This window comes from Fischerella thermalis PCC 7521 (assembly GCF_000317225.1).
Classification (GTDB): Bacteria; Cyanobacteriota; Cyanobacteriia; order Cyanobacteriales; family Nostocaceae; genus Fischerella; species Fischerella thermalis.
Genome location: NZ_AJLL01000049.1, coordinates 1 through 25,265, shown reverse-complemented (window position 1 = coordinate 25,265; position 25,265 = coordinate 1). Strand labels below are relative to the sequence as shown.

General features: G+C 41.4%; 19 protein-coding genes. 9 read left to right on the top strand and 10 right to left on the bottom strand.

Features of this window, described 5'->3' with window-relative positions; all coding sequences use genetic code 11:
* Positions 1 to 237: 237 nt before the first annotated feature.
* Both UYK_RS0111205 and UYK_RS27245 read right to left on the bottom strand, forming a co-directional pair.
* On the bottom strand, positions 238 to 1,197 hold the full coding sequence (locus tag UYK_RS0111205; RefSeq protein ID WP_009459388.1) for an orange carotenoid-binding protein: 960 nt from the start codon (positions 1,195 to 1,197) through the stop codon (positions 238 to 240).
* Positions 1,198 to 1,274: 77 nt separating this feature from the next.
* Positions 1,275 to 1,457, bottom strand: a complete 183-nt coding sequence (locus tag UYK_RS27245) for a high light inducible protein (protein ID WP_009459389.1) — start codon at positions 1,455 to 1,457, stop codon at positions 1,275 to 1,277.
* Here UYK_RS27245 and UYK_RS26540 point away from each other — a divergent pair.
* The gene (locus UYK_RS26540; protein ID WP_162138639.1) at positions 1,416 to 1,607 is read left to right on the top strand and encodes a hypothetical protein; all 192 of its coding nucleotides are present in this window, start codon (positions 1,416 to 1,418) and stop codon (positions 1,605 to 1,607) included. The genes UYK_RS27245 and UYK_RS26540 overlap by 42 nt on opposite strands.
* On the opposite strand, the gene UYK_RS27240 is transcribed toward UYK_RS26540, so the two are convergent.
* Positions 1,515 to 1,751 (bottom strand): hypothetical protein, encoded by a 237-nt coding sequence (locus UYK_RS27240; protein ID WP_009459390.1) that lies wholly within the window; start codon positions 1,749 to 1,751, stop codon positions 1,515 to 1,517. The two genes, UYK_RS26540 and UYK_RS27240, sit on opposite strands and share 93 nt — an antisense overlap.
* Before the next feature lie 599 nt (positions 1,752 to 2,350).
* On the opposite strand from UYK_RS27240, the gene UYK_RS0111185 reads away from it, so the two are divergent.
* Positions 2,351 to 3,160 carry a DUF429 domain-containing protein gene (locus UYK_RS0111185; protein WP_009459393.1) on the top strand — a complete coding sequence of 270 codons (810 nt, stop codon included), beginning with the start codon at positions 2,351 to 2,353 and terminating at the stop codon, positions 3,158 to 3,160.
* On the opposite strand, the gene glgP is transcribed toward UYK_RS0111185, so the two are convergent.
* Entirely contained in the window at positions 3,146 to 5,791 is a 2,646-nt protein-coding gene (gene glgP / locus UYK_RS0111180) for an alpha-glucan family phosphorylase (RefSeq protein ID WP_009459394.1), read from the bottom strand. The two genes, UYK_RS0111185 and glgP, sit on opposite strands and share 15 nt — an antisense overlap.
* Before the next feature lie 473 nt (positions 5,792 to 6,264).
* Between glgP and UYK_RS0111175 the strand changes: the two genes are divergently transcribed.
* Positions 6,265 to 7,299 (top strand): DUF2278 family protein, encoded by a 1,035-nt coding sequence (locus UYK_RS0111175; RefSeq protein ID WP_009459395.1) that lies wholly within the window; start codon positions 6,265 to 6,267, stop codon positions 7,297 to 7,299.
* Positions 7,300 to 7,350: 51 nt separating this feature from the next.
* Here UYK_RS0111175 and UYK_RS0111170 read toward each other — a convergent pair whose 3' ends face one another.
* The gene (locus UYK_RS0111170; protein ID WP_009459396.1) at positions 7,351 to 8,748 is read right to left on the bottom strand and encodes a PP2C family protein-serine/threonine phosphatase; all 1,398 of its coding nucleotides are present in this window, start codon (positions 8,746 to 8,748) and stop codon (positions 7,351 to 7,353) included.
* 943 nt (positions 8,749 to 9,691) lie between these two features.
* Positions 9,692 to 10,714, bottom strand: coding sequence for an IS4 family transposase (locus tag UYK_RS0111165; protein WP_026086440.1), 1,023 nt, complete (start codon positions 10,712 to 10,714; stop codon positions 9,692 to 9,694).
* Positions 10,715 to 11,048: 334 nt separating this feature from the next.
* Here UYK_RS0111165 and mgtE point away from each other — a divergent pair, with 334 nt between their 5' ends.
* Positions 11,049 to 12,452: a magnesium transporter gene (gene mgtE / locus UYK_RS0111155; protein WP_016871416.1), complete on the top strand. Its 1,404-nt coding sequence runs from the start codon at positions 11,049 to 11,051 to the stop codon at positions 12,450 to 12,452.
* An 88-nt stretch (positions 12,453 to 12,540) separates the two neighbouring features.
* On the opposite strand, the gene UYK_RS0111150 is transcribed toward mgtE, so the two are convergent.
* Positions 12,541 to 12,798, bottom strand: a complete 258-nt coding sequence (locus tag UYK_RS0111150) for a hypothetical protein (protein ID WP_016871415.1) — start codon at positions 12,796 to 12,798, stop codon at positions 12,541 to 12,543.
* A 153-nt stretch (positions 12,799 to 12,951) separates the two neighbouring features.
* A complete protein-coding gene (locus tag UYK_RS0111145) occupies positions 12,952 to 13,812 on the bottom strand; it encodes an SDR family oxidoreductase (RefSeq protein WP_009459400.1) in 861 nt (286 codons plus the stop codon).
* A 651-nt stretch (positions 13,813 to 14,463) separates the two neighbouring features.
* Between UYK_RS0111145 and UYK_RS0111140 the strand changes: the two genes are divergently transcribed.
* From UYK_RS0111140 to UYK_RS0111110, 5 genes are all read left to right on the top strand, one after another.
* Positions 14,464 to 16,071, top strand: a complete 1,608-nt coding sequence (locus tag UYK_RS0111140; RefSeq protein ID WP_016871414.1) for a peptide ligase PGM1-related protein — start codon at positions 14,464 to 14,466, stop codon at positions 16,069 to 16,071.
* 251 nt (positions 16,072 to 16,322) lie between these two features.
* Entirely contained in the window at positions 16,323 to 18,086 is a 1,764-nt protein-coding gene (locus UYK_RS0111135; RefSeq protein WP_009459403.1) for a serine/threonine protein kinase, read from the top strand.
* 394 nt (positions 18,087 to 18,480) lie between these two features.
* A complete protein-coding gene (locus UYK_RS0111125; RefSeq protein WP_009459404.1) occupies positions 18,481 to 19,044 on the top strand; it encodes a pentapeptide repeat-containing protein in 564 nt (187 codons plus the stop codon).
* 453 nt (positions 19,045 to 19,497) lie between these two features.
* Positions 19,498 to 20,682 (top strand): M20 family metallopeptidase, encoded by a 1,185-nt coding sequence (locus UYK_RS0111115; RefSeq protein ID WP_009459406.1) that lies wholly within the window; start codon positions 19,498 to 19,500, stop codon positions 20,680 to 20,682.
* 170 nt (positions 20,683 to 20,852) lie between these two features.
* The gene (locus UYK_RS0111110) at positions 20,853 to 21,083 is read left to right on the top strand and encodes a type II toxin-antitoxin system Phd/YefM family antitoxin (RefSeq protein ID WP_016871412.1); all 231 of its coding nucleotides are present in this window, start codon (positions 20,853 to 20,855) and stop codon (positions 21,081 to 21,083) included.
* Here UYK_RS0111110 and UYK_RS0111105 read toward each other — a convergent pair.
* Entirely contained in the window at positions 21,068 to 22,255 is a 1,188-nt protein-coding gene (locus UYK_RS0111105; protein ID WP_016871411.1) for an MFS transporter, read from the bottom strand. The two genes, UYK_RS0111110 and UYK_RS0111105, sit on opposite strands and share 16 nt — an antisense overlap.
* Before the next feature lie 196 nt (positions 22,256 to 22,451).
* Entirely contained in the window at positions 22,452 to 24,593 is a 2,142-nt protein-coding gene (gene ppk1 / locus UYK_RS0111100; RefSeq protein WP_016871410.1) for a polyphosphate kinase 1, read from the bottom strand.
* Between the last annotated feature and the right edge of the window lie 672 nt (positions 24,594 to 25,265).

The following is a 25,265-nucleotide window of genomic DNA, read 5'->3' as shown; positions in this document are numbered from 1 at the left end:
TTGGGCGCTACTTCAATAACCTCTTTCTAACAGAGTATTTACCAACTCTACCCTTCTAGACCCACCCAGACACTGCCTTCTTCTACACGGGTTGGAAAAATTGTCAGAGCCTTGCGCGCATCTTGGGGGAGGGGATCTTGAGCAAGCACCTTGACCCAATTCATAAAAATCTCTAGCATTTAAGAACTAAATTGAGGAACTTGTCGGATCCACATCCCAAAACACCCTAAACATGTTCTACTGGATAAAGCCCATGTTAAGTAGTTCCTGGGGAGTTGCCAGCACGTCAATTGCCACAAAGAAAATCTTACCTTGCGGATTGAGCAAGAACCGCCATGCTAGATTTATGCCAACACTGTCACCAAACCAGGGAGTTTGCACTTTACCCGTCACTTTAACCTGGGTGAATCCTCCTTCTGCTGGCTCAGATATCCCCCGCTCTGGTATGAGCTTGAGTCCATAGCATTCTTCGCGCATATAGGCGAGGATGTTCTCCTGACCGACAATTGGGTCTTGGAAAGGGGGTTGCAAGGCACCATTTTCAGCAAATAAAGCCACAGCCCCTTGGAAGTCAAAGGCGTTCATATTCTCCATGTAGCTGAGGACTGTCAAGTTGTCGATGCCCTCAATGCTAACTTTAGCTCGGGGTGCGATATCTTTAGGTGGAACCACAGGTTCTTTAACTTTTTGGGCGCTAACTGTTGGAGCATACCCCATGTTGACGACTATATTTTGTAATACGGTGAGTTGCTGACCCCCTTCAAGTTGACGGATGGTTTGGAGGACATCTGATGCCTGTGCAGACAGTTTATAACCTTCTGGAATCGGAGCAACGATTCCTTGTTTCATCCACTCGCCTAACTGATACCAGAAGCCCAACTTGACATTAGTGCCGAAAGATGAATATGTACGGCAGATAGGAGTGTCAGCATGGTTAATCAGATCGCACATCACTTGCGTTTGCTCTCTAGCAGACATCTGCTTGATTTGAGTCAAGGTTTTTTCTGCGAAGACCATATTGGCTGCTCCCATAGCAGCAGGAGTGATTGTAACTCCCATCTCGGTATAGGCGAACCAAAGTAAAGCCAACTGATCCTCAGCACTGAGCTGATTGAATGATTCAACTATAGCTGGAATTGCATTAGCAACTTCAGTTTCAGGAAAAATAGAGCGTGCAGATTCGATAGTAAACGACATTTTTCAAAATCTCCAGAACGAAATTACATGAATTGATTCAAATTAACCTGTTGATTCTTGTTACAGCAACTGCTGACTTACAGAATACTCCAGAAGTGAAGGAAGCCTTGACCGGAAAACATTTCAATCAGGACGGCAGATATAAAGCCAATCATGGCTAAACGACCGTTCCAGAGTTCAGTCTGGGGTGTGAATCCCCAAAGCCAAGAATTGCGCTTATGGTTTTCGTTTATTGGCGAGGTGATGTTTGTCTGGGTCATAACAGTTTCCTGGGAGTTAATTTTGGTAATGACTCTGCTTCTCGTCTCCATGCTCGTTTAAAAAGGTCGCAGACAGAAAGTCCAGAAGATACTTGCAATAGCGATCGCGATCAAGCTAAGGTTGAAAAAACGACCTATTGTGGAGCTTAGGCCCAGTGCCTTATCTTCTTTACCTCCAGTGAAAAACAGTGACCAAGCTTGAGTTGCGTTGATTTTCTCAAAGTGATTGAAACTGGATCTGAAGACAACGGGATTGAGCAGAGAGGGATTAGTCAAGCCAACATTAGTTCTCATTAGTTTCATCCTTATATTTTGCAAAAGTGTTGAGGATATCTAGTGAAGCTCAATTTGTTAGAAGCCTGTGTATGCTTAGTCAGGACTACTAGAACCAGGAACGAAACAAAACCAATCATGGCTAACGTCTCCGTTCATTTTTCTGCATACTGAGTTAAAGCCAAACTGAAGCTGATCCATCACGTTATTGTTAGGTTCGATGGCGTAGTTGTTCAGCCTACCGAATTCTTCAGCCACTAAATCGCTTTTTATAAGTTCTGCTTTTTGTTTTTGGGGCATCACATAAATTAAATTTAACAAATTTATTACAATTTTGCAACTTTTATTGCAAAATAAAGACGTGGGTACTTATTGCGATCGCCCATTACCATGTTGCGCTAAGGCTGCCATTTCCTTGTCAGAGATTTCTGGCTCCTTGGTATAGAGCGAATTTAGTTGTATTGATAATTCGTAATTCGTAATTGCGCATTACATTTCCATCACAAAGATCCTTTTGATAGATTATTAGTTACTCAATCAAATATCGAAAATATAATTTTAGTTAGTTGTGATCCTTTGATAGCAAAGTATCCAGTTAAAATAACCTGGTGATAAAACCGATGAAATTTTTAGGCATTGACTTAGGCTGGAAATCGCAACCAAGTGGACTATGCTGCATAGAATGGGCAGATCAGCAACTACAAATCCTCGATTTAGATCGCAAAGAAGCAATTGCAGACATCCTCAACTGGGTCGATACTTGCGTTCCACCAGGTGAAAGTGCCGTCATCGCCGTAGACGCCCCGACTCTCATCCCCAACGCCACCGGTAGCCGCCTCCCCGACAAACTCACCCATAAACACTTCGGTAAATACCACGCCGGTTGCTACCCCGCCAATCTTAATCTTCCCTTCGCCCAACGCACCGTCAACTTTGGCTTAGAGCTAGAATCTCGTGGCTTCGCCCACGCCCCCACCATCGAACCGCAAAAACCCGGCAGATATCAAATCGAAGTCTTTCCCCACCCTGCTATTGTCCATCTCTTCAACCTAGAACGCATCCTCAAGTATAAAAAAGGACGCCTGAGCGATCGCCGCCAAGAACTGATCAAACTCTACAATCACATTACACAAACCCTACCTACCTTAGAACCTTCTTCGTGTACTTTGCGCCTTCGCGGTTCACTTCTCCCCCAAATCCCCACCAAAGGCGCAGCACTCAAAGCAGCCGAAGACAAACTAGATAGCTTAATCTGCGCTTACGTAGCAGCATATTGGTGGTATTGGGGAGAACAACGTAACCTAGTACTAGGCGATCGCACCACAGGTTACATAGTTGTTCCCCAGAGGATAGGGGATCGGGGAGAGGGGGAGGAATTTTCTCCCTTATCCTCCTTCCCTCGTCCTAGTCACTACTTACTGTGCCCATAAAATTAACCTTGGCTCATAAGGACTAGAAAGGTACTTATGTTTAGGTAGTACACGCAAAGATAATCCTTGCAAACCAGAAGTAGTATACAAAACATCAGCCTTGTAAATACTTAAACCTTGGTCATCTTCTCCTTGGTATTCCATTACTAGTGGTACACCGTTGACAATCTCACCACTGGCATCTACTGCACCTTGATACAGTTCTACCTGTACATCGTTATTTGTGAGAGTTGCCAAATCAACCTTGGCTTTAACAGTAACAGTTTGGTTAACCTCAATATCAGGGCCGACAGAGACATCAATATCTTTGATGGTGATATTGTACCAATGTTCACCGAGATTTAATTTCCAAGCAGCCAGTTCTTTGGCAGGAGCGTAATTATCACCAGTCAGGATATGGTAGCGATCGCTTGCAGGGAAATATGCTCTTTGTGCATACTCTCGCACCATTCGCGCAGTGTTAAATAAGGGACAATTTAATCGGATAGCATCTTTCATTTTGGCTACCCAGCGTCTGGGCAAACCGTCCGCATCGCGATGATAAAATAACGCTACGACTTCTTTTTCTAAGATGTCATACAGAGCGTTTGCTTCTACTTCATCCTGATAATTGGGATCATCGTAAATTTCCCCGTGGCCAATTGCCCAACCAGTGCGGACATAATCCGCTTCATCCCACCAACCATCAAGTACACTTAAATTTGGCAATCCATTCATCGCTGCTTTCATGCCACTAGTACCAGAGGCTTCTCGGGGGCGACGGGGTGTGTTTAACCAGACATCACAACCTGCCACCATCAACCGGGCAATATGTATATCATAATTTGGAACAAACACAATCTGTTTTTCCAAATTATTTTCGCGGATGAAATGATTAATTTCGCGGATAAGTTCTTTGCCAGGAATATCTTTAGGGTGTGCCTTACCAGCAATGACAAATTGTACCTTGCGGTCTTTGTTACCTAATAAAATCCGCTTGATGCGTTCTATATCACGCATCCATAAAGTAGCACGTTTGTAGGTGGCAAAGCGACGGGCAAAGCCAATCGTTAAAACGTAAGGATCGAGGACTTCTTGGGCTTGGGCAATTTCGCTAGGAGATGCACCGCGATCGCGTAAATGTTTGACTAAGCGCTCCCGCACATACAAAATCATATCCAAGCGACAGCGTTCGTGGTTTCGCCACAACTCTTCATCGGGAATCGCGTTCATCCGGTCCCACAGGGGATGATCCACTGGTGCTGATGACCAATTTGGACCTAAATAGCGATCGTATAACTCTTGAGTTGATTTAGCTACACAACTACGGGCATGAACACCGTTAGTAATAGCAGTAATTGGCACTTCTTGGATTGGTACACCGGTCCACAAACCCTTGAACATCTGTCTTGACACCGTACCGTGCAGCTGCGCCACACCATTAGAAAATGTTGCCATCTTCAGCGCTAGCACTGCCATACTAAAAGGCGAAGATAAATCACCCGTACTCTCTCGTCCCAACGCTAAAAATTCGTCTTTACTTAAACCAAAAATTTCTGCATAGTGTCCCAAATAGTACAAAACTTTATCTGGTGGAAACAAGTCGATTCCAGCTGGTACTGGTGTATGGGTGGTAAATATATTTGTAGAAGCTACCACTTGCCTCGCTTCAATATAACTCAGCCCTTGTTCTTGAATTAAAATCCGGATACGTTCTAGGGCAGAAAACGCTGCATGTCCTTCATTCATGTGGTAAGCGGTGACGTTATACCCCAACGCTTTCAACATCCTGACGCCACCAATACCCAACATTATTTCCTGGTGGATACGCATATCAATATCACCACCATACAGTTGATCTGTAATGTCGTGATCATAAGGATTGTTGGGTTCAATATTGGTGTCCAGCATGTACAATGGCACTCTTCCCACTTGCACACGCCAAACCCTAGCATAGACTGTGCGCCCTGGATAATCCACTGTAATTCGCAGTTCTGAACCATCCGGGTTGCGTTCTAGATGCAAAGGCATATTATAAAAGTCGTTAATCGGGTAACGCTCTTGTTGCCAGCCATCAGCATTTAAATACTGGGCAAAATAGCCTTGCTGGTACAGCAAACCCACACCGACCAGGGGAAGCCCTAAATCACTGGCAGACTTCAAATGATCTCCAGCGAGTACACCCAAGCCCCCTGAATAGATAGGCAAACAGTCCACAAGTCCAAACTCAGCAGAAAAATAGGCGTAGCATTCCGGGGATCGGGTATTAGGGATCGGCGATTGGGAATTGGGGAAAGACGAAGGAGAAGAATTACTTCCTTGTCCCCAGTTCTTTGTCCCCGATCCCTTGTCCCTCGTTTTCTCATACCAAGTGCGTTCTTTGAGATAGTCTTCTATCTGCAAAGCAGCACGATCCATTTGTGCCAAAAAGCCTTCATCTTCCACTACTTCTAACAACCGTGCTTGGCTGATGGTTCCTAGCATCAAGACAGGGTTATGACGGCTAGATTCCCATAAATCAGGATCTAAACGGCGAAATAAATCTTTAGTTTCAACGTTCCAATCCCAAAGTAAGTTGTATGCCAGCTTGCGTAGTGGTTCGAGTCGCGCAGGCAAAGAAGGTGAGACATTAAATGTACGAATTGGCTGCATAGGCTTAACAGAACTCCACGTCTAGCTATCGCTATTGTTGTCTGTATTTTGCTAATGTTGCCAATTTTTTATACTGTGTTCGCAAATCGTCCTAAATATTGTTAAGTTTTGAAAAAAATTAAGCAACTGATGCTTCCATAACTGATACCAAGTTGTGTTTAAAAACCCTAGCCCCTCTGGTGAACTCTTTTTGCTCGATAAATGTTACCCGTTGGGGGTACTGCTGTGTTTGATCATTGCAAGTTATGATTTGGGATAATGATGTAAAAACAAGTAAACAATTGTAATTAATAATACGATTAACTAATTTCAATACTCAGGTTACTAATAAAAAAACAGAGTAAAATCTGAAACCGTTATTGGAATAGCGATCGCTCTTTGCTATTCCAAAACTAGATATAAGACTTGATTGCTGATCACTAAACGTAAGCAACACAAAAAACTTAGTCATTTTCATCACAAGGACAAGATTTATGGGTTTGAAAGATTACGGTGTATTAAAGTGTCATGCGATCGCTGGCAAGATGGAATTAGACGATGATACTCCACACTATCAAGTACATGCCAAAGACGGTAAGTTTAACTATCGCTTAGCAATCAACGTTCGGTCTGTTCAGCAACCCTATGATTTGTTGTACTTAATCGATAGTAATTTTGAACACTACATTACTGAAAAGCTGAAAAAATTAGACTTTGGGTTCAACAAAATTGAAGTTTCTCAAAGACAAGCTGGAGGAATTGCCCTGGATTACATCCGGGGCAATTTGTTTAAAGTCAATAAGATGAAAGCTTTGCCCTATACTGTTCCTGGAGAAAATAACGACCTCAATGAGTTTATTGACTCATATATTCAAAGGGCAATTGAAACGAAAGCTGATATCTACGTTTTTGGTGAACCCTGGGGACCAGAAGATAAGCCTGATAAAATATTTGGTTTCCAACCAGGTAGAGGCGTTCATGACATACACATGAATCAAGGCAGCAGTGGTAGATTTACCAAGGATAATGGGGTTTATCAAGATGGAGCGTTATTAATTCACTATAAATCTAGTTCCCAAGAGTATTGGGTTGCTGCCTTTTTTGCATTCCAATCTCAGTCTTTCCATACAGATGACAAAACAGGTAATCCCATCGATCAAAATGTGGGAGCTGAACCAGAAATACCGGATACTCCAGTAGTCAAGCCACAGGTAAAAATTATTGCTGCCCTACTTAATCCTAGTGGAGAAGATTTCGGCAAAGAATCAATCACTTTAATTAACCCTTCACCGAAAAAAGTAGATTTAACAGGTTGGGCGATCGTTAACCAACTCAAACAAAAAGCCAGTTTAGATGGATTCAAAATTGAACCTGGTGGAGTTGTGAAAGTGCCTTTGAGTGGAAAAGATGTTCAGTTTTCCAACAAAGGTGGAACCATATCTCTTCTCAATCAAGAAGGTATTAAAGTGGATGGTGTTTCCTACACCAAGAAAGATACTCAAGAGGAAGGGTGGACGACGGTATTTTAATGTTGATTGTTGATTGGAACAAACACCCAATAACTAACAACTAACAACTAACTAATTACTAACTTGCAATACCACCAACGTCATATCATCGGTGTTCTGTTTTTCAGCACCGATGAATTGTTGCACTCGCTCAAATAAGTAATCTAGTATTTCTTCTGGGCCATTACAATATCTACAAGCAAGGCTGAATTCACGAACGAGGTTTTCTTCGTCGAAGCGATCGCCACTGGCAGCTGCGGCATCGGTCAAGCCATCTGTATAGTAAATAATTGTATCTCCTGGCTCTAACTGTGCTTGACCATTTTCGTATTGGCTATTAGCATCCAAACCAATTAACATCCCCAGAGTATCCAAACGCGTCACTGTTTTTGTACTGGCGTGCCACCACATGGGAGGGTTATGTGCTGCGTTACTGTAGGATAACAGCTTGGTTTTCGGGTCATATTCTGAATAAAACAAGGTGACGAAGCGGTTAGAATTTTCTAAATCCGCATACATGACTCGATTTAAGTTTTGCAAAATCTGTGCTGGGGTGTTACTATGCAACACCTCGCCCCGTAGCATTCCCCGCATCATAGTCATAATCAGACCTGCGGGGACTCCTTTTCCCATCACATCACCAATTACCAAAGCCCAACGACCAGATTCCGCAGTTTCTCTGGCATTGGGCGGCAAAATTAAGTTGTGATTGGTAGGAACAAAGTCGTAGTAATCTCCGCCTACACGATTTGCTGGTTTACAGCGTGCAGCCAGAACTACTCCCGGAATACTAGGGCATTGACGTGGTAATAATCGCCGTTGAATCTCGGCACCAATTTCTAATTCTTGGTCTAAGCGTTCTTTTTTCCTTAGTTCTACAGCCAATTCATCGTTTTCAATTGCGACTGCCGTTTGATCTGCGACTAATCTAACTAACTTTTGTCTGGTTTCTGTCCATCCATAGTCAGGATCGCGGCTTAAAACATAAAGCCATCCCCTTTCTAAATGCTTGACTAGAATTGCCGTACCAAAGATTTGTACATCCGGTCCCAAATGGTAATGCATCTGGGCGTCTAAAATACTGGTGGTAGTTGCTAGCCCAGATACATTTTGCTGATGTGTAATTTGACTACTTACTGTCTCTAATGCTTTACGGATATTTTTTCTTTGGCGACTGTCCTGCCAGTGTAGCTGTTCTAGCCTAACTTGACCATTTGGTTTGTAGAGAAACAGGGCGCTACCATCTGCGTCTGTTACTCTTGTTGCCATTAGCGGGATTAACTCCAAAAACTGGTTTAAGTTATTGAAGCTTCTCAGGGCAAATCCTAAAGAACTCAGCAAATCTTGGATTTTGTTTTGCTCCCGGTGCAGCCTTGCCACGAGTTCTTTCAGCGCCACAACTGGAGTAACATCTGTTGTGGCACTACTATTACTGTCGGTAGGTTCAGAAGGCAGTTTAGGCACAGGCACAGGTATTATTTAACTTCAGTAAGCAGGTTTGAGATTACTAATAAATAAACTAGCTTTAGGATCGCTAAACCATATTTAGATAAGATTTGTCAGTTTAGCAAGAGTAGAAAGACGTAAGTGTAAATTTTAGAAGTATTTCATTTTCTATTTGATTTCTTTATCAACTCTAAGTATTTTAAGGAGTACTTCTTAGTTTAAAACCGATCTATCAATAGCAACCATTTTTACTAAGTGTTAGAAGGTAATAAATTTTTCCATAACTTTATGAATAAGTCATATACCCTAAGATATAAAAACAAATTAAGAAGTAGATATAAATTTTTAGATATCACAATTAGCACTGAGGGGTGAAGTAAATAGGCAGTCTTAACCATATTGACATGATGAATTTAATATGATCTCTAAGTTCTTATATACACAAATATTAAGTTTTAAAGAAGACTTACGGAAAAATAATAACTCAAGATTTTTCACCTCTACATTAAAAATGGTGTTTTCACGCAGTTATTAGATTGACACTATTTAAACTACCTTGAGAGAATATTGTTTGGCAAGTAAATAACAAGCGATGATGAAAGCACGATTAACTGCCTTTTCCATCGACTCAGATCAATTAACCATTTTGCAGGAACATTTTACAGCCCTTTTGAGAGTTGTTCAAAGAAAGTATTAAGTTGCAATTCTAGCAGAGGTTTTCAGCCGTTATCAAAAAGTTGTCAGTAGGTAATGGGTAATGGGTAATTGGTAATGGTTATTTCAGGACTTACGCATTGACAAAATAGGCATAAAATGCATGGAATGAATCAGGAAGAAATAGGCGATCGCTAACCACCTGCCTGCGTTGAAAGACAGATAATAGTAAGGTTGTCTGCATCAGAAAAGTTGCATGTCGATACAAAACTTTACATATTTGATTAAACTATCTCTAAAAATCCTAAAATAGTCAACATAAAATTATCTCCTCAAGCCAATGAACATAACTGATTTTTTGACACATACAGGATTGTAAATAACGAAATTTATATAATAGTGTATGTCCCCATTGCTGGGGAATAGATACAAGCTGTAAAATCAAATATGCTATTAAACTAATGTAAATTTGTATGGTAATACCATTGACGTTTTTGGTAATTAATTTGTCAAGCTTTAAATGCATCTTTAGAAACTTCCACAGCAATTCAACTCCCCAACGTAAGCGATAAATATCCCTAATTTGATCATCAGTAACTGCTGCGTCTCCATCAGTAGGTAAATTAGTCACCAAGCGAAACTCTGTTTTCGTGTCTAAATCACAAAAACTAATAACTCTATAGGCTTGGGCATCATCAGATGTACCAACTTTAATTAATCCAGTTGAGTCGGAAAATTCTAGCTTCCAATTATTTTTTATTCGCAAAACAAAATATTTATTTTCTTGAGATAATTCTTGAATAAATTTTAAAGCAGCAAAACCCCTATCCATTACTCCAATAGCATTTGTTGCTAAACCAAACATCATTTTTGAGCCAAAATTATAATCATGGTCATGCCCAAAATTGATGAAGTTATCTTCTGGACTCCCAGTAGATAGATTGAAAGAGCTGAAAAGCTTAACTTGATGATGTCCTAATACCCATAACAACTTGCTGGTTAAAGTAACCATTGTTGAATCAATTGGACAAATTGCATATTTATCATGTAATTTTTTATGAGATTTCTTTTGCAATTGCGCATTTAATTTCTGATAAATTTCTTGACATGGTTTGTGTGCGTCGTGAGAACTGGCTTTAGAAAAAGTAGAAATATCTACATCAAATCCTGTGTTATTTAATCGTTTAAATAAATCTCGCATACTTGTTAAACTGTTATCTAGAGCATACGATAGCCAGCACTCAAAGAATAAACGACTGTTCAATAGCGGATAATCATTTTTTGGCAGGCTTTTCAGGATGTCTTTGACAATTGTTGGAAATGAATTTATAATCACAATCAAACTAATATATTGTAATCCTTTGCCCAAAAATACCATATTTTGGGCTATTTTTATCTAACTTTTCTTAACATTCAACATTTCTGCCCATTACCCATTACCAAAGCAGCGGGGCGGCTTTCCTCCCCACCCACGAGGAGATAGGGTTTCCCGCCGCTTTCAATAAATTTATTTTTTCCCATTCCCACTTTCCCCTCTACTGGGGGTTGTTTGATTCAAATTGGATCTGTGAAAGTGGTTGCGATCGCAAAATCCGGGATCAATGTAAAATCTATTTTCCCATGTTGAAATTGGGCAAACTATACACAATCGCATCACCTTCGTTGTCACTATGCAAACTCCAAATAGTAACTCCTCTACTCTCCAAGATGTGTCACGCAGGGAATTGCGGGATCTAGTGCGAGCGCAATTACAAAGTTTGTTGGAAGTAGGAGACTTACGTGGAGCTAAAGCTATTTTAGTCCCCGTGCAGCCTGTAGATATTGCTGAGGCTATAGAAGGATTACCAGAAGCAATGCACGCGATCGCTTTTCGCTTACTTTCCAAAGATGAGGCGATCGAAGTTTACGAATATCTTGACTACGGTGTACAAGAACGATTAATAGAAGAACTCAGAAGTCAGGAAGTCCGCGAGATTGTCGAGCAAATGTCACCGGATGACCGAGCCAAGTTATTCGATGAGTTACCAGCAAAAATTGTCAAGCGTCTCTTAGAACAACTGAGTCCAGCCGAACGGGAATCTACAGCGCAACTGTTGGGTTACGAAGCTGGTACTGCTGGACGAATTATGACCCCGGAGTTGATCTCTGTGAAAGAAAATTTTACCGCCGCAGAAACTCTAGAGCGGATTCGCAGCTTAGCCAATGCTAGCGAGATGATTTACTATCTTTACGTCACGGATGCAGCTAGGCGCTTGACGGGAATTTTATCGCTGCGGGAGTTGGTGACAGCTCAACCACAGCAGATAATAGGCGAAATCATGACTCGCGATGTCCTGTCTGTCCATACAGATACAGATCAAGAAGAAGTAGCCAGATTGATCCAAAGATATGACTTTTTAGCTGTACCTGTGGTAGACCGAGAAGAGCGGCTTGTGGGTATTGTTACCGTTGATGACGTGATTGATATTTTACAAGAGGAAAACACCAGGGATATCTATACTGTGGGTGGTGGTGTGCAATCTGATGGTGACAGCTATTTCCAGGCTAATTTGCTGACAGTGGCTCGTAAGCGGGTACTTTGGTTGTTTGTTTTGCTGATCACCAACACGATCACCGGCACAATTATTAAGTCCCAAGAAGATATTTTGGCAAAAGTGGTCGTGTTAGCGGCGTTTATTCCCCTGTTGACGGGTACAGGTGGTAATGTCGGCGCTCAATCTTCCACAGTCGTTATTCGCGGGATGCATACCGAAGAAATTCGCGCCCTGGGAGGTCCGTTGCAAGTGGTTGTCCGCGAAGGGTTGGCGGGTGCGTTGCTGGGAATCATGCTAGGTGCGATCGCCACTATCTGGGCTTTCTTTCTGCAAAAGAATTTACCAGTAGCGATCGCAGTTGGTAGCAGTCTTGTAGCAATTTCGGTTTTGGCTTCTGTTTCTGGTTCCGCACTACCGTTTTTGTTTCGCCTATTTCGTTTAGATCCGGCGTTGATGTCAGCACCATTTATAACTACAGCAGTGGATGTCTTAGGTGTATTAATTTACTTCAATCTAGCAAGGATGATCTTAAATGTATGAGTGCCTTAACAGAGTTGTTTTAGGTCAGGAGTTAAGCCAGCTAACAGTTATCAAAATTATAAAATTAATAACTGATAACTGATAACTGTTAAAGTTGTGAATCGCTATCAGGCGCTACAATTTCACCTTCACCCAAATTCAGCATCATGTCTTGATCAATAATCAGATCAGTAAGTTCCTTAGCTTGCAAGTTCATTTCTTCACAAGCTTTTCTTAATTCTTGGGCAAAGGTATTCAAATCATCACCATAGCCACACTGATAAGCAGCAGTTTCAATTCCCTGCTTGGCATTTGCTCTAGCACAATCTACTAATTCCGTACCATGTAAACGTGTTTGAGATGACATAATAGACAGTTTTTATTGATTTCAATCTTTTTTGCTATATTATCAATTGTTCAAGGCTAGCTCATCTCTCAAATGAAAGGTAAATGAATTTGTTGGTTGTTGATTGTTTTCATCCAAACAACAAACAACTATGAACAAACAACTAATAAACATTTAACCATTGACGATAGTACCACCGTTCGTATGCAGGACTTGACCAGTTATATAAGAAGCATCATCGGATGCTAAAAATACATAACTAGGAGCAATTTCCTCTGGTTGTCCTGCTCGTTGCATTGGTACTTGTTTACCAAAATTTGCCACTTTATCTTCTGGAAAAGTAGCAGGAATTAAAGGTGTCCAAATTGGACCAGGAGCTACAGCATTCACGCGAATTCCCTTTTCTACTAGACCTTGCGATAGAGAACGAGTAAAGGCAACAATCGCACCTTTTGTCGAAGAATAATCAAGCAATTCTGGACTACCTTTGTAAGCTGTAACAGAAGTCGTATTAATGATACTGCTGCCCTCTTGCAGATGCTGCAATGCTGCTTTAGTTAAGAAAAACATTGAGAAAATATTTGTGCGGAAAGTCCGTTCTAGTTGTTCTTTGCTAATATCTTCAATGCTTTTTTGGGGATGTTGTTCCGCAGCATTATTGACAAGAATATCAAGCTTGCCAAATTCATCTATTGTCTGTTGGATAGCCTGCTGGCAAAAGGTTTCATCACCAATATCGCCAGAAATAGTAACTGCCTTTCGTCCTTGTGCTTCTACCAAATGTTTAGTTTCTTTAGCATCATTATGTTCATTGAGATAAGCGATCGCTACATCTGCACCTTCTTTTGCAAAAGCGATCGCTACAGCACGCCCAATACCACTATCTCCGCCTGTAATTAGTGCCACTTTATTTTTTAATTTGCCACTTCCCTGATACTGAGAATCATCTGCTTTTGGCTTGGGCGTCATTTCTGACTCTATTCCTGGTTGTTTTTCTTGGTGTTGTGGTGGTTGTAATGGTTTTTTTTCTGGCATACATTTCTCCTTTGGTTGTTGGTTGTTCCAATTAACTACTAACTATTAACTACTAACTATTAGTCAAAAACTAACCTTGGATCGAAAATTCAATCCAAGGTTTAGTTCTTACGACTACACCCTGTTGTCATTGGCGAGCTATTGTTTTACTCTCTAGATAATGTTTAGCTTACTAATTGCCGCCGGAGCAAAAGTATGCCAACAAAATATTTTATCCTCACACCAAAAGCACGCTCTTTATTTGACAAGGGAACCTCACTACACGACTCTACCTGATTAATAAATCGCTCCTCTCAGTAATTAAATTAACTGTTAACTTATTGTGATTTATCATTCTCAAGATATAAACAAAATAAAAATCTCTCAATCTTGAGAAGTAAATTTATGCAAGCAAAATTATTTCTTCTAAGTATAACTTAAGCAATAAACTTAACTCTTGTTTTTTAGGCCTGATTAATGGATGATTTACTATATATTGATCCCAATAACCAATATCTAATTTTCACGGAAATTTTACGTGCAACATCGTAAAATTTCAGCAATCAACCAAACAATTTCAAAGAAGTATTGCATACAATCGCAATCAATTATTCCTTAGGATATATCTGAAATTAAGCAATCCCTCTGAAGGAGCAAAGCAGGGGTAAAATTATGCAAATATTTAACATTACTAATTTAGAGCAAACTGACTCATTTGAATGTCTTCAGTTAACTTTACGCGATCGCTGGCAAAGTATTGAAGGCCCTAGCGAAAGCAGTGATGTAGATATATTAGTTGTTCCCTCTCTTAGCATCGATCAGCGAGAACTTAGAAAAGTCGAAGGTTACGAACACTACGAAGAGCGATTATTGTTCTCACTTATTCGTTTGTGGAATCCCCGCAATCGTCTCATCTACGTGACATCTGTGCCTTTGCACCCCAGTATTATCGACTATTATTTACAGCTGTTGCCGGGAATCCCATTTTCCCACGCTCGCAATCGCTTGCTATTACTATCCACCTATGATTCTTCCCTAAAACCCCTCAGTCAAAAAATTTTAGAACGTCCCCGCTTGCTCCATCGCATTCGTCAAGCCTTAAGGCTAGACAAATCATTTATGATATGCTATAATTCCACACCATTAGAAGCAGAGTTATCTGTAAAATTGGGTGTACCACTGTATGCTGCTGCACCACAATTGCAGACTTGGGGAACAAAAAGTGGTAGCCGTCAAATATTTGCAGAAACCGGAGTGCCACATCCAGATGGCAGTGATTTAGTTAAGAGTGTTGCCGATTTGGAAGAAGCAGCCGTGCAGTTGTGGGAACGCCAGCCAAACTTAAAAAGAATGGTGGTTAAGCTGAACGAGGGCATATCGGGAGAAGGAAATGCCCTATTAGACTTAAGACCAATTGCGGATATTGCACCTCCTGGTGGTTCCCATGGCGAACGCTTAGCAGCGATTAGCGATCGCTTACCCCATATCCGTTTTCAAGCTAGCCAAGAAACATGGGAAAACTTTTCGGGACGAATTGGTGAGTTAGGGGCAATTGTAGAAGCGTTTGTCGAGGGTGAAGTCAAGCGATCGCCCAGTGTCCAAGGACGGATCACACCTCTTGGCGAAGTAGAAATTCTTTCTACCCATGACCAAATTCTTGGCGGTCCTGACGGACAAGTTTACCTTGGTTGTCGATTTCCTGCGGATGAAACTTATCGTCTACAGCTACAACTGTTAGGAACCAAAATTGGGATGAAACTTGCAGAAAAAGGCGCACTCGAACGATTTGGCGTCGATTTTATCGCTGTTGACCAAGGCAATGGACAATGGGATATGCAAGCAATAGAAATTAACCTACGTAAAGGCGGAACCACCCACCCCTTTATGACCTTAAAACTATTAACTAACGGTCGTTACGACTTTTCCACAGGCTTGTTTTACTCCCAGCAAGGACGTCCTAAATACTACATCGCCACCGACAACCTCCAAAAAGACCGTTATCAAGGACTCTTACCCAACGACTTAATGGACATCATCGCCCATCACAGGCTGCACTTTGACACTGGCACAGAAACAGGCACAGTTTTTCATCTGATGGGTTGTCTTTCCCAATTTGGCAAGTTAGGTTTAACCAGCATTGGCGATTCTCCTCAACAAGCAGAAGAAATTTATAACAAGGTCGTCAAAGTCTTGGACGAGGAAACCAACAGCAACAATCAAGACTTTTGTTCCGTCTTAGAACATACTTTTCCCATAGCCTGGGATGGGTTTAGTTGTTAGGGACCGGAGGTGGGGACTGGGGAGATGGGGAGTGTGGGGAGTGTGGGGAGGTGGGGAGATGGGGAGAATAATATAGTCACTAATTCCCCTTTGTCCTCCTTGTCCTCTTTGTCCTCCTTGTCCTCCTTGTCCCCGTTGTCCCTTGTCCCCGTTGTCCCCAATCCCCGATCCCTAATTCAATCCCCTTTCCCCTATCCCCATTACCCCGGCTCCTGATTATAATCAACATCAGCCATTGTCTTTGAGCGGTTGTGTTCAACACTAGTGAAATTCACTGCATCAATCCAGACTGTCTGCGTCCCTATCCCCAGCTTTGGGGACACAAATTTTGTAGTTGCTGTGGTGCGCCTCTACAGCTGATAGACCGTTATGTCCCGACAGCGCGTTTGGGATCGGGAGGTTTTGCCCAAATTTACACAGTTTGGGATCAAAAGACACAAACAGAAAAAGTGCTGAAAGTGTTGGTAGAAGAATCACCGAAAGCACGAGAATTGTTTGCCCAAGAAGCGGCGGTTTTAAGCAAGTTGCGACATCCAGGTGTTCCCAGGGTCGATCCAGATGGTTATTTTCAACGCATTTGGGTTCATGGTAAGGGACAACAGACTTTGCCTTGTTTGGTGATGGAAAAAATTCATGGTCAGACTTTGGAGGAAATACTATACAAGCAATATCCTCAAGGATGTCCACCAGAGTTGGTGTTGAACTGGTTAAGTCAAGCTGTGGAAATTTTACACCACTTGCACCAACGCAATATTATTCATCGTGACATCAAGCCTTCTAATTTGATGCTGCGTACTCCCCCTTCTCAACGGGGGGAATGGGAGAGTCAGCTGGTACTGATTGATTTTGGTGGAGCAAAACAATTTGGTGCAGCCAATATTGGTTCTCAGCCACGATCTACAAAGTTGTTTTCTTCTGGTTACAGTCCACCGGAACAAGTGCTGGGTGGTCATGTTGAACCTAGTGCTGATTTTTATGCTTTGGGGCGGACAATGATTGAGTTGTTGACGGGTAAGCATCCGGTGGACTTAGAAGATCCCTTAACAGGCGAGTTGCACTGGCGATCGCAACGTAATGTTGACCCGCAATTAGCAGATTTGCTAGATGAAATGATGCAGGAAGAAGCGCGATCGCGTCCAGCAAATACGGTGATTCTTCAAAGACGTTTGACACAGATTGTTCAGGCACTACCAAATCGTGTTGGAACAAATACTGGTAGTGTAACTGTAGCGATCGCCAACACTAAATTATCTCCGATTCTGGGAGTTTTATCTGATTTTAGAAAACAAATTCAAAACTCTGTTGTTAATTCTGCTCAAAGCATTGTTCAAATTATTCTTTTCGTATTCGGCGCGATCGCTCAAGTTTTCCGAGCTTGTCTAGATACAATTTGGACAATGATTCTCACCAGTATTGGCGCTGCTGCGGGTACTTTTTCTGGTTATGTTTTAGCCTATCGCACAGAATGGGGAAAAGAAGTTGGCGAATTTTTGTCTAGTCAGTTATCCCCCCTGCTAGGAAACAGTCACTCTATATCGGGATCAGAGATCCTGTTGTTTGCTGGTGCTGGGTTTGGTACTGCATGGGGAATAGTGACAGCCGGAGGCTATGGTCAGCGACGACGGTTTTTAGTGGCATCACTGATGGGAATTTTTGGCTATGGATTTGGCTGGTTGATTCTACAATTAATCACACCAAAAGAAGATGGTGAAGGATTAGTAGCATTGATTTTAGCCGCAGTTTCACTGCTTACCCTGGGCTTAGGTCTGCGTAGCCATCATCTAGTTCATGCTGTGGTTACTGCTTTTGGTACAGCGCTACCGTTTGCATTTTTGCTTTATTTGGGACTACCACCGACCATATTCAACGATTTTTTTAGCCCTACCCATCATTTGCCTGAATTATTGTGGAAAATAGGCTTTTTTGGCTTTGTAGGCGTTGTGGTTAGTTTTTGGTTGGGAGTGAGTCATTACCTAGTTGTGCCTGGATTGCGCTTGTTGGGCTGGCGTTATTGACAAGCGATCAGGGGTCGAGTCGGAGAAAAGGTGACAAGGGAAGGGGGACAAGGGAGAATTAGTGACCATATTATTCTCCCCATCACCCCATCACCCCACCTCTCCAGTCCTCTATCCCTGTAAATTTTCATACCAAAAATAAGAATTCCCCCTTGCCTATTGTTTAATCCAGCTTGGGGGAATGTAATATTTTCGTTATAGAGTTTCAGTATAAAGTTTGATTTTTTCATTGTATGAACTTTGTCTGGTTTTGACCAGGGAAATTGTGAGATTTTACAGTAGTTTTACAGTTCCTTGATATCTGCTTTATACCGATAAATTTTTGCATCAGTCATATAATGATAACAATACATCACCTAAGTGAATTCTCAACTTTATAAATACTGTAAAAAACATGAAATGCCAGATTATTGCCACAGCGACTTTGTTAACTTTTATAGGATTAACAAACCAGGCTTTTGCTTTTAATCAACTAGATTTAGACCAGTTAAAAGCAACAGGTTCTTGTCCTCGGTGTGATTTAAGTGGTGCTGACTTAAGTAGATTGAATTTGACTGGAGCAAATTTACGCGGGGCTAACTTAAAAACAGCTATTTTAACTGGTGCTAATCTCACAAATGCCGATCTCACAAGTGCTAATCTGGAAAGTGCTACATTAACCGGAGCGAATCTCACAGGGACTTCCTTTACAGGAGCGTACCTAAAAGCAGCATCCTTGGACAATACAAATCTGAGTTTTACTGGTTTTATTGGTGCTAATCTAGAAGGTGCGAACCTCAAAGGTGCTAGAGAACAATTGACTAATTATCGAGGCGCAAACTTCCGAGTCACCACTCTACCTAATGGCGTGATCACTTCTAATAAGCCTTATTGGTGGTCTTTACAGCGTTTCTCAGCGGGGCAGTGTAATAAATTTAACAATAACAATATCAATGGCTCGACCTGCTTTGCAGAGTGACACTGAATAAATGGCTTGAAAGTAGTTGTAGGGGTGTAGGAAGAATCATATTTTCATATGCTCATTGTGGGCAAATCGCCTATGAATGGCTGTCTTGAAAAGCACCTAGCCCTACAATTAGAAATTGCGGCTATACAAACACGCGTTCGCCTACGTGGATCAACTCAAAATCAAGGAGTTTAACCCACGAAGGTGGGTTTTGTGTGTGTAGCTGCAACTTTTAGTCGCCTAGCTCCGGAATGCTTTTCACAAAATCTAAAATTGGCATAGTCAAGAGCTAAATACCGAGAACGAGCTAAATTACTCTTGACTGTGCAGTACTTTCAATGTAAAAGTATTTGTCAATTATTTTACAATAACTTGGCTCAGCAACACTTATTGGTGTGGGCTAAAAGTTATTGGTCGGTTAACACTTCTTTATCATTAAACTAAAGACTTTAAAATAATTGAAAAATGCTTAGCCGTATTAAAGATTTAGCAACAACCATAGCTCCGCGCCTAATAGAAATTCGTCGTCACATCCACTCTCATCCAGAACTAAGTGGTCAAGAGTACCAAACAGCTGCGTTTGTTGCTGGAGTTTTATCTTCCAGTGGACTGCATGTACAAGAAGGAGTAGGTAAAACAGGTGTAATTGGAGAATTACAAGGTACAGGCGAGGATAAACGGATCTTGGCAATTCGTACTGATATGGATGCTTTGCCCATACAGGAACGTAGTGGTTTAGAATTCGCCTCCCTTATAGAAGGTATTATGCACGCTTGTGGTCATGATGTTCACACCACAGTTGGTTTAGGAACTGCCATGATCTTGGCTCAAATTGCCGAGGAGATTTCTGGGAAGGTACGATTTTTATTTCAGCCAGCCGAAGAAATTGCCCAGGGGGCAAGCTGGATGGTAGCAGATGGGGCAATGGATCAAGTTAGTGGTATATTGGGTGTTCATGTTTTCCCTTCTATCCCCGCAGGTTCAATTGGTGTACGTTATGGCGCGTTGACGGCGGCGGCTGATGATTTAGAGATTATTATTATGGGCGAATCAGGTCATGGCGCTCGTCCCCACGAAGCAATAGATGCTATTTGGATAGCTTCGCAAGTTATTACCACACTACAGCAAGCAATTAGCCGCACCCAGAATCCTTTGCGTCCGGTAGTATTGAGCATAGGAAAAATAAACGGTGGTAGAGCGCCGAATATAATAGCTGATAAAGTCCAATTGTTAGGAACAGTACGATCGCTCCATCCTGAAACCCGTGCTAACTTACCTAACTGGATTGAAAGAATAGTTGCTAGTGTTTGTAATTCCTACGGTGCAAAATATCAAGTCAACTATCGCCAGGGTATTCCTAGTGTCCAAAATGACTACTTCCTGACACAGTTATTGCAATCATCCGCAGAAGAAGCTTGGGGAAGCGATCGCGTGCAAGTTTTACCCGAACCCTCTCTGGGTGCGGAAGATTTTTCTGTATATTTAGAACGCTCTCCTGGTAGTATGTTTCGTTTAGGTGTGGGTTTTAAAGATAGGGTTATTAACTACCCACTACACCATCCCCAATTTGAAATCGATGAATCAGCGATCGTCACTGGGGTTGTGACGATGGCATATACAGCTTATCGATATTGGCAACAGGTTTCATAGCCTCTAAATCCTTGAAAATTCAGCCTTTTCCTTGAGAATCAACAAATAAATTGTGTAGCAAATTTGCAGTACTCAAAAATCCGGGCATTCGGAATCTACCACGTTTCGATGGCTAAGAAAATAGCTGTAATAAAATGTACAAAATATGTATTTTGTACATTTTATTTAAAATGACAAATTCTATCAGTGCAACACAAGCCCGTACCAATCTCCAAGAAATAATAAATCGTGTCGAGTATGGACGGGAACGTATTGTAATTGAAAGACACGGTAAAGCAGTAGTTGCAATTATCGGGTTAGAAGACCTCAAACGATTAGAAGCCCCAGAAGATGCCATTAATTCTGAAAAGTTGCGTCGTGCTATTGCAGAAAATGATGGCGAGGTCTACAAAAACTTGTGATTACACCTAAAACTCAGTACCAAGACCAAAATCGCAGCGATCGCTAACACGCTTCCAAGCATAAATGTCGCTTGATAACCAACTTTTTGCCATAATATTCCTGCAAACAAACTAGCGGGCAAAATTGCCACACCTGTTACTAGATTAATCAGTCCAAAGGCAGTACCACGCAAGGTATTTGGCACTTGATCAGCAACTAAAGCCAACAGTAAACCTTGAGTTTTGCCTAAGTACAAACCATAAAGTGCAAAAAGTCCCCAAATCTGCCAAGGTGTCTGAGCAAAAGCCAAGCCAAGATACACAAAGGCAAACAGAGTAAATCCAGCAATTAGTAATCCTACTCTCCCAATCCGATCTGATAACACACCAATGGGATAAGCACTCAAGCCATAGGTAAGATTCATAACAACAAAACTCAGGGGGATTAGGGATGTAGGAATACCTGTTTGTTGGGCACGTAGCAATAAAAATGCATCACTGGAATTACCCAGGTTAAACAATAGCGCTACCACGACTAACATCCAGTAATCTTTACCCAAACTTTTGAGAGCGCTCCATTGAAGAGGATTGTGTTTTGCTTCTGAAACTTGAGGGGATTCGTGTACTCCAAACACCAAGAGCGCGATCGCAATTATACCCGGAAGCACTGCACACCAAAATACTAAGCGAAAATTTTGGGCAGACAGGAACAATAGCGCCGTTGCAATTAAGGGCCCAAGGAAAGCACCGATTGTATCTAAGGATTGTCGCAATCCATAGGCAGCACCACGTTGTGCAACGGGAGTAACATCTGCAACCAAAGCATTACGGGGAGAAACCCGAACCCCCTTGCCGATCCGGTCTAAAAACCGAGCCACTAGTACCCAAGCCGGACTTGTGGAGAGGGCAAAAAGTGGAGTCACTAGGGTAGATAGCCCATATCCTGCCACTGCCAGTTCCTTTCGTCGTCCCCAATAATCACTGAGTGCGCCAGAAAACACCTTTAATACAGAGGCAGTTGATTCGGCTATGCCTTCAATAAACCCTACCGTAATCAGATTTGTTCCCAAAACAGAAACCAAGAACAAGGGTAGGACAGATTGAATCATCTTGGAATTTACATCAGCTAGCAGGCTGACAAAGCCCAAAAACCAGACGTTACGAGGGAGACTTCGAGCGAATACTGCCTTCATGGTAGATTGTTTCAGCGTGATTTGGGCTTATTTGGGATCAGGTCTGTGGTTGCAAGACTTGTAAACCTGATTGCAGATATGCATAGTTTTTAATTTTTACATATTTACGATGTCATGCATACATGGAAAATCATAGTGTTTTGAAACGCAAAGGCACGCGGAGTTTTGGAGTTTGTTGTTTACCATCTCTGATTTTTCATGATTTTGATGCCATTCCCATGAGTATATTTTGGCTATGACGTTCTAGTTCATTTTTGCCAGGATGTCGCTGGATATAAGAACCATCTGATTTTAGTTCCCAAGCTTGGCGATTGTCTGCCAGCATGATTTCCAGAATGTTTTGCAAGTTTTGTAAAATCTTTGGATCTTCCACTGGTGTCACGGCTTCCACCCGTCGATCTAGGTTGCGAGGCATCCAATCAGCACTACCGATATATATTTCATCGTGTCCATTGTTGTGGAAGTGAAAAATTCGTGAGTGTTCTAAAAAGCGACCGATAATACTAATGACGCGGATATTTGCGCTGACATCGGGAACACCGGGACGTAAGCAGCATATACCCCGAATAATCAAGTCAATTTCTACACCAGCTTGTGATGCTTCGTACAAGGTAGCAATGATTTGGGAGTCTACCAAGGAGTTCATTTTGGCGATGATCCGACCCTTTTCACCGTTTTGGCTATGTTCGATTTCACGGCGAATCAGGGCAATCATGCGATCGCGCATAGTTACGGGGGACACTAGTAGCTTGCGGTAATAATTCTGACAAGAATAGCCAGTTAGGTAATTGAATAAATCTGTTAAATCTGCGCCTAATTCTTCTCGGCAACTCAGCAGTCCTAAATCAGTGTATAATTTGGCTGTTTTGGGATTGTAGTTACCAGTACCGATGTGGACGTAACGGCAAATCCTCTCTCCTTCTTGACGTACCACCAGCACTATTTTGGTGTGAGTCTTCAATCCTACCAATCCATAAACGACATGTACACCGGATTTTTCTAGTTTCTGCGCCCAATTAATATTATTTTCTTCGTCAAAACGGGCTTTTAATTCTACAAGGGCAGCAACTTGTTTACCACTTTCTGCCGCAGAAATCAACGAACTCACAATTTCAGAATCCCCAGAAGTGCGATAAAGTGTCATTTTGATCGCCAGTACCTGAGGATCACGGGCAGCTTGGGCGATAAATTGTTCTACAGAAGCGCTAAAGGATTCGTAGGGATGATGTACTAGCAAATCATTTTGCTGAATAACAGAGAAAATATTTTCTGCTTCGTCTAATTGACTAATATTACTTGGTTGATGAAAATGACGCAGACGAGATGGAATTACAGGTGTCCAAGGTTTGTCTTTAAGTTCAGGCAATGGCAAAGCCATGAAAGACATTAAATCCTTTAAATTGATTAAACCATCTATTTCATAGATATCACTTGCAGACAGTTCCATTTCTTGCATCAGCATCTTTCGCAAAGATTTGGGCATTGATGGTTGAATTTCCAACCGCACTACAGAACCACGAAAGTGTCGCCCGCGTAATTCTTGTTGAATTGCTAGTAGCAAATCATCTGCTTCTTCTTCTACTACTGAGATGTCAGCCTTACGAGTCAATCGAAACAGGTGATATTCTTTAATGATCATGCCTGGAAACAAGGCATCTAAATTATGAGCTACTACCTGTTCAATTGGTATACCAGTCCAATGGTTTAATTTGCCGTTTTGTGTTTCTAATTCTTTGGGTAAGGCAATAAATCGAGGCAGAATATTGGGGACTTTAACTCTAGCAAACTTTTCTTCTCCTGTAACTGGATCTTTGACAACTACCGCCCAGTTGAGACTGAGATTTGCCATCAAAGGGAAGGGATGACTCGGATCTACAGCTAGAGGTGTAAGAACCGGAAAAATTCGTTGTTTAAATAATTCTTCTAGGTAAAAACGCTGTTCTCTAGTGATGTCCGGGTAATTGAGAAGATGGATACCGTGAGATGCCATTTCTTTGCGTAGCACCTTCTCAAACAAATGATGTTGTTCTACCACCATAGGACGCAAAAGTTGAGCGATCGCTTCTAATTGTTCCTGTGGCGTGCGTCCATCTGGAGTTCGTTGGCTTAGGAGTGCTTGCACTTGATCTTTAAGTATTGCCACACGAACCATGAAAAATTCATCTAAATTAGAACTGAAGATAGCCGTAAATTTAAGCCTTTCGAGTAAAGGAGTACGGTGATCTAACGCCTCATGCAAAACTCGACGATTGAACTCTAACCAACTTAATTCACGATTAAAGTAATACTGTGAGTCGTTGAAGTTTATAGTTTTGACTATCTCTTTAGATTTGGTCATGTTAGTTTTATTACTTCTGAATATTTTTTCGACTTAACCTAATATCCTTAAGTAATTTAGATAATTTTTGATTTAATTTTTTGTGTAACTATATCAGTCTCTTAATTTTAGATTAATGAAACTTAAAAGCAAAATTAAGTCAATTTTAAATATAAATTAAGTATCAATTAATTCTCCAGCCACCAACCTCAAATCTCCAACAACTCTTGCAAAGTCGGAGATTTTATCTTTCATAAATAATTTAGGAGGACTTACGCAAAAAACCTCTGAAAGCCTCTTTCCTTTGCGTTCTTTGTGTCCTTTGCGGTTCGTTTTACCGTAACCACTGCGTAAGTCCTATTTAGTAGTTCACTACATTTTCAACACAAAAAATAATGTTGATTTTGTTTTGTTACTAACTAGAGCAAAAAGTGCGATCCCATAAGGGAACATCAGCAAAAATTGCTAACTGAGATCTTGCACCTACTTTTTCGTCCGCTAAGAAATAAATTTCACGAGTATTGAACTCAAGTAATATCAAGTTCGGCTAATTGCTTACAATATAATGCTTCGCTGTTGGTCATTGGTTTTTACCATTACCTATTACCAGGTTATAAACTCAAAAGCGCCCCCTTTAGAGAGCGCCTCTGAGTTTATTTAGTTTGACGCGGTTGTTGCGTCATGAATTAACAA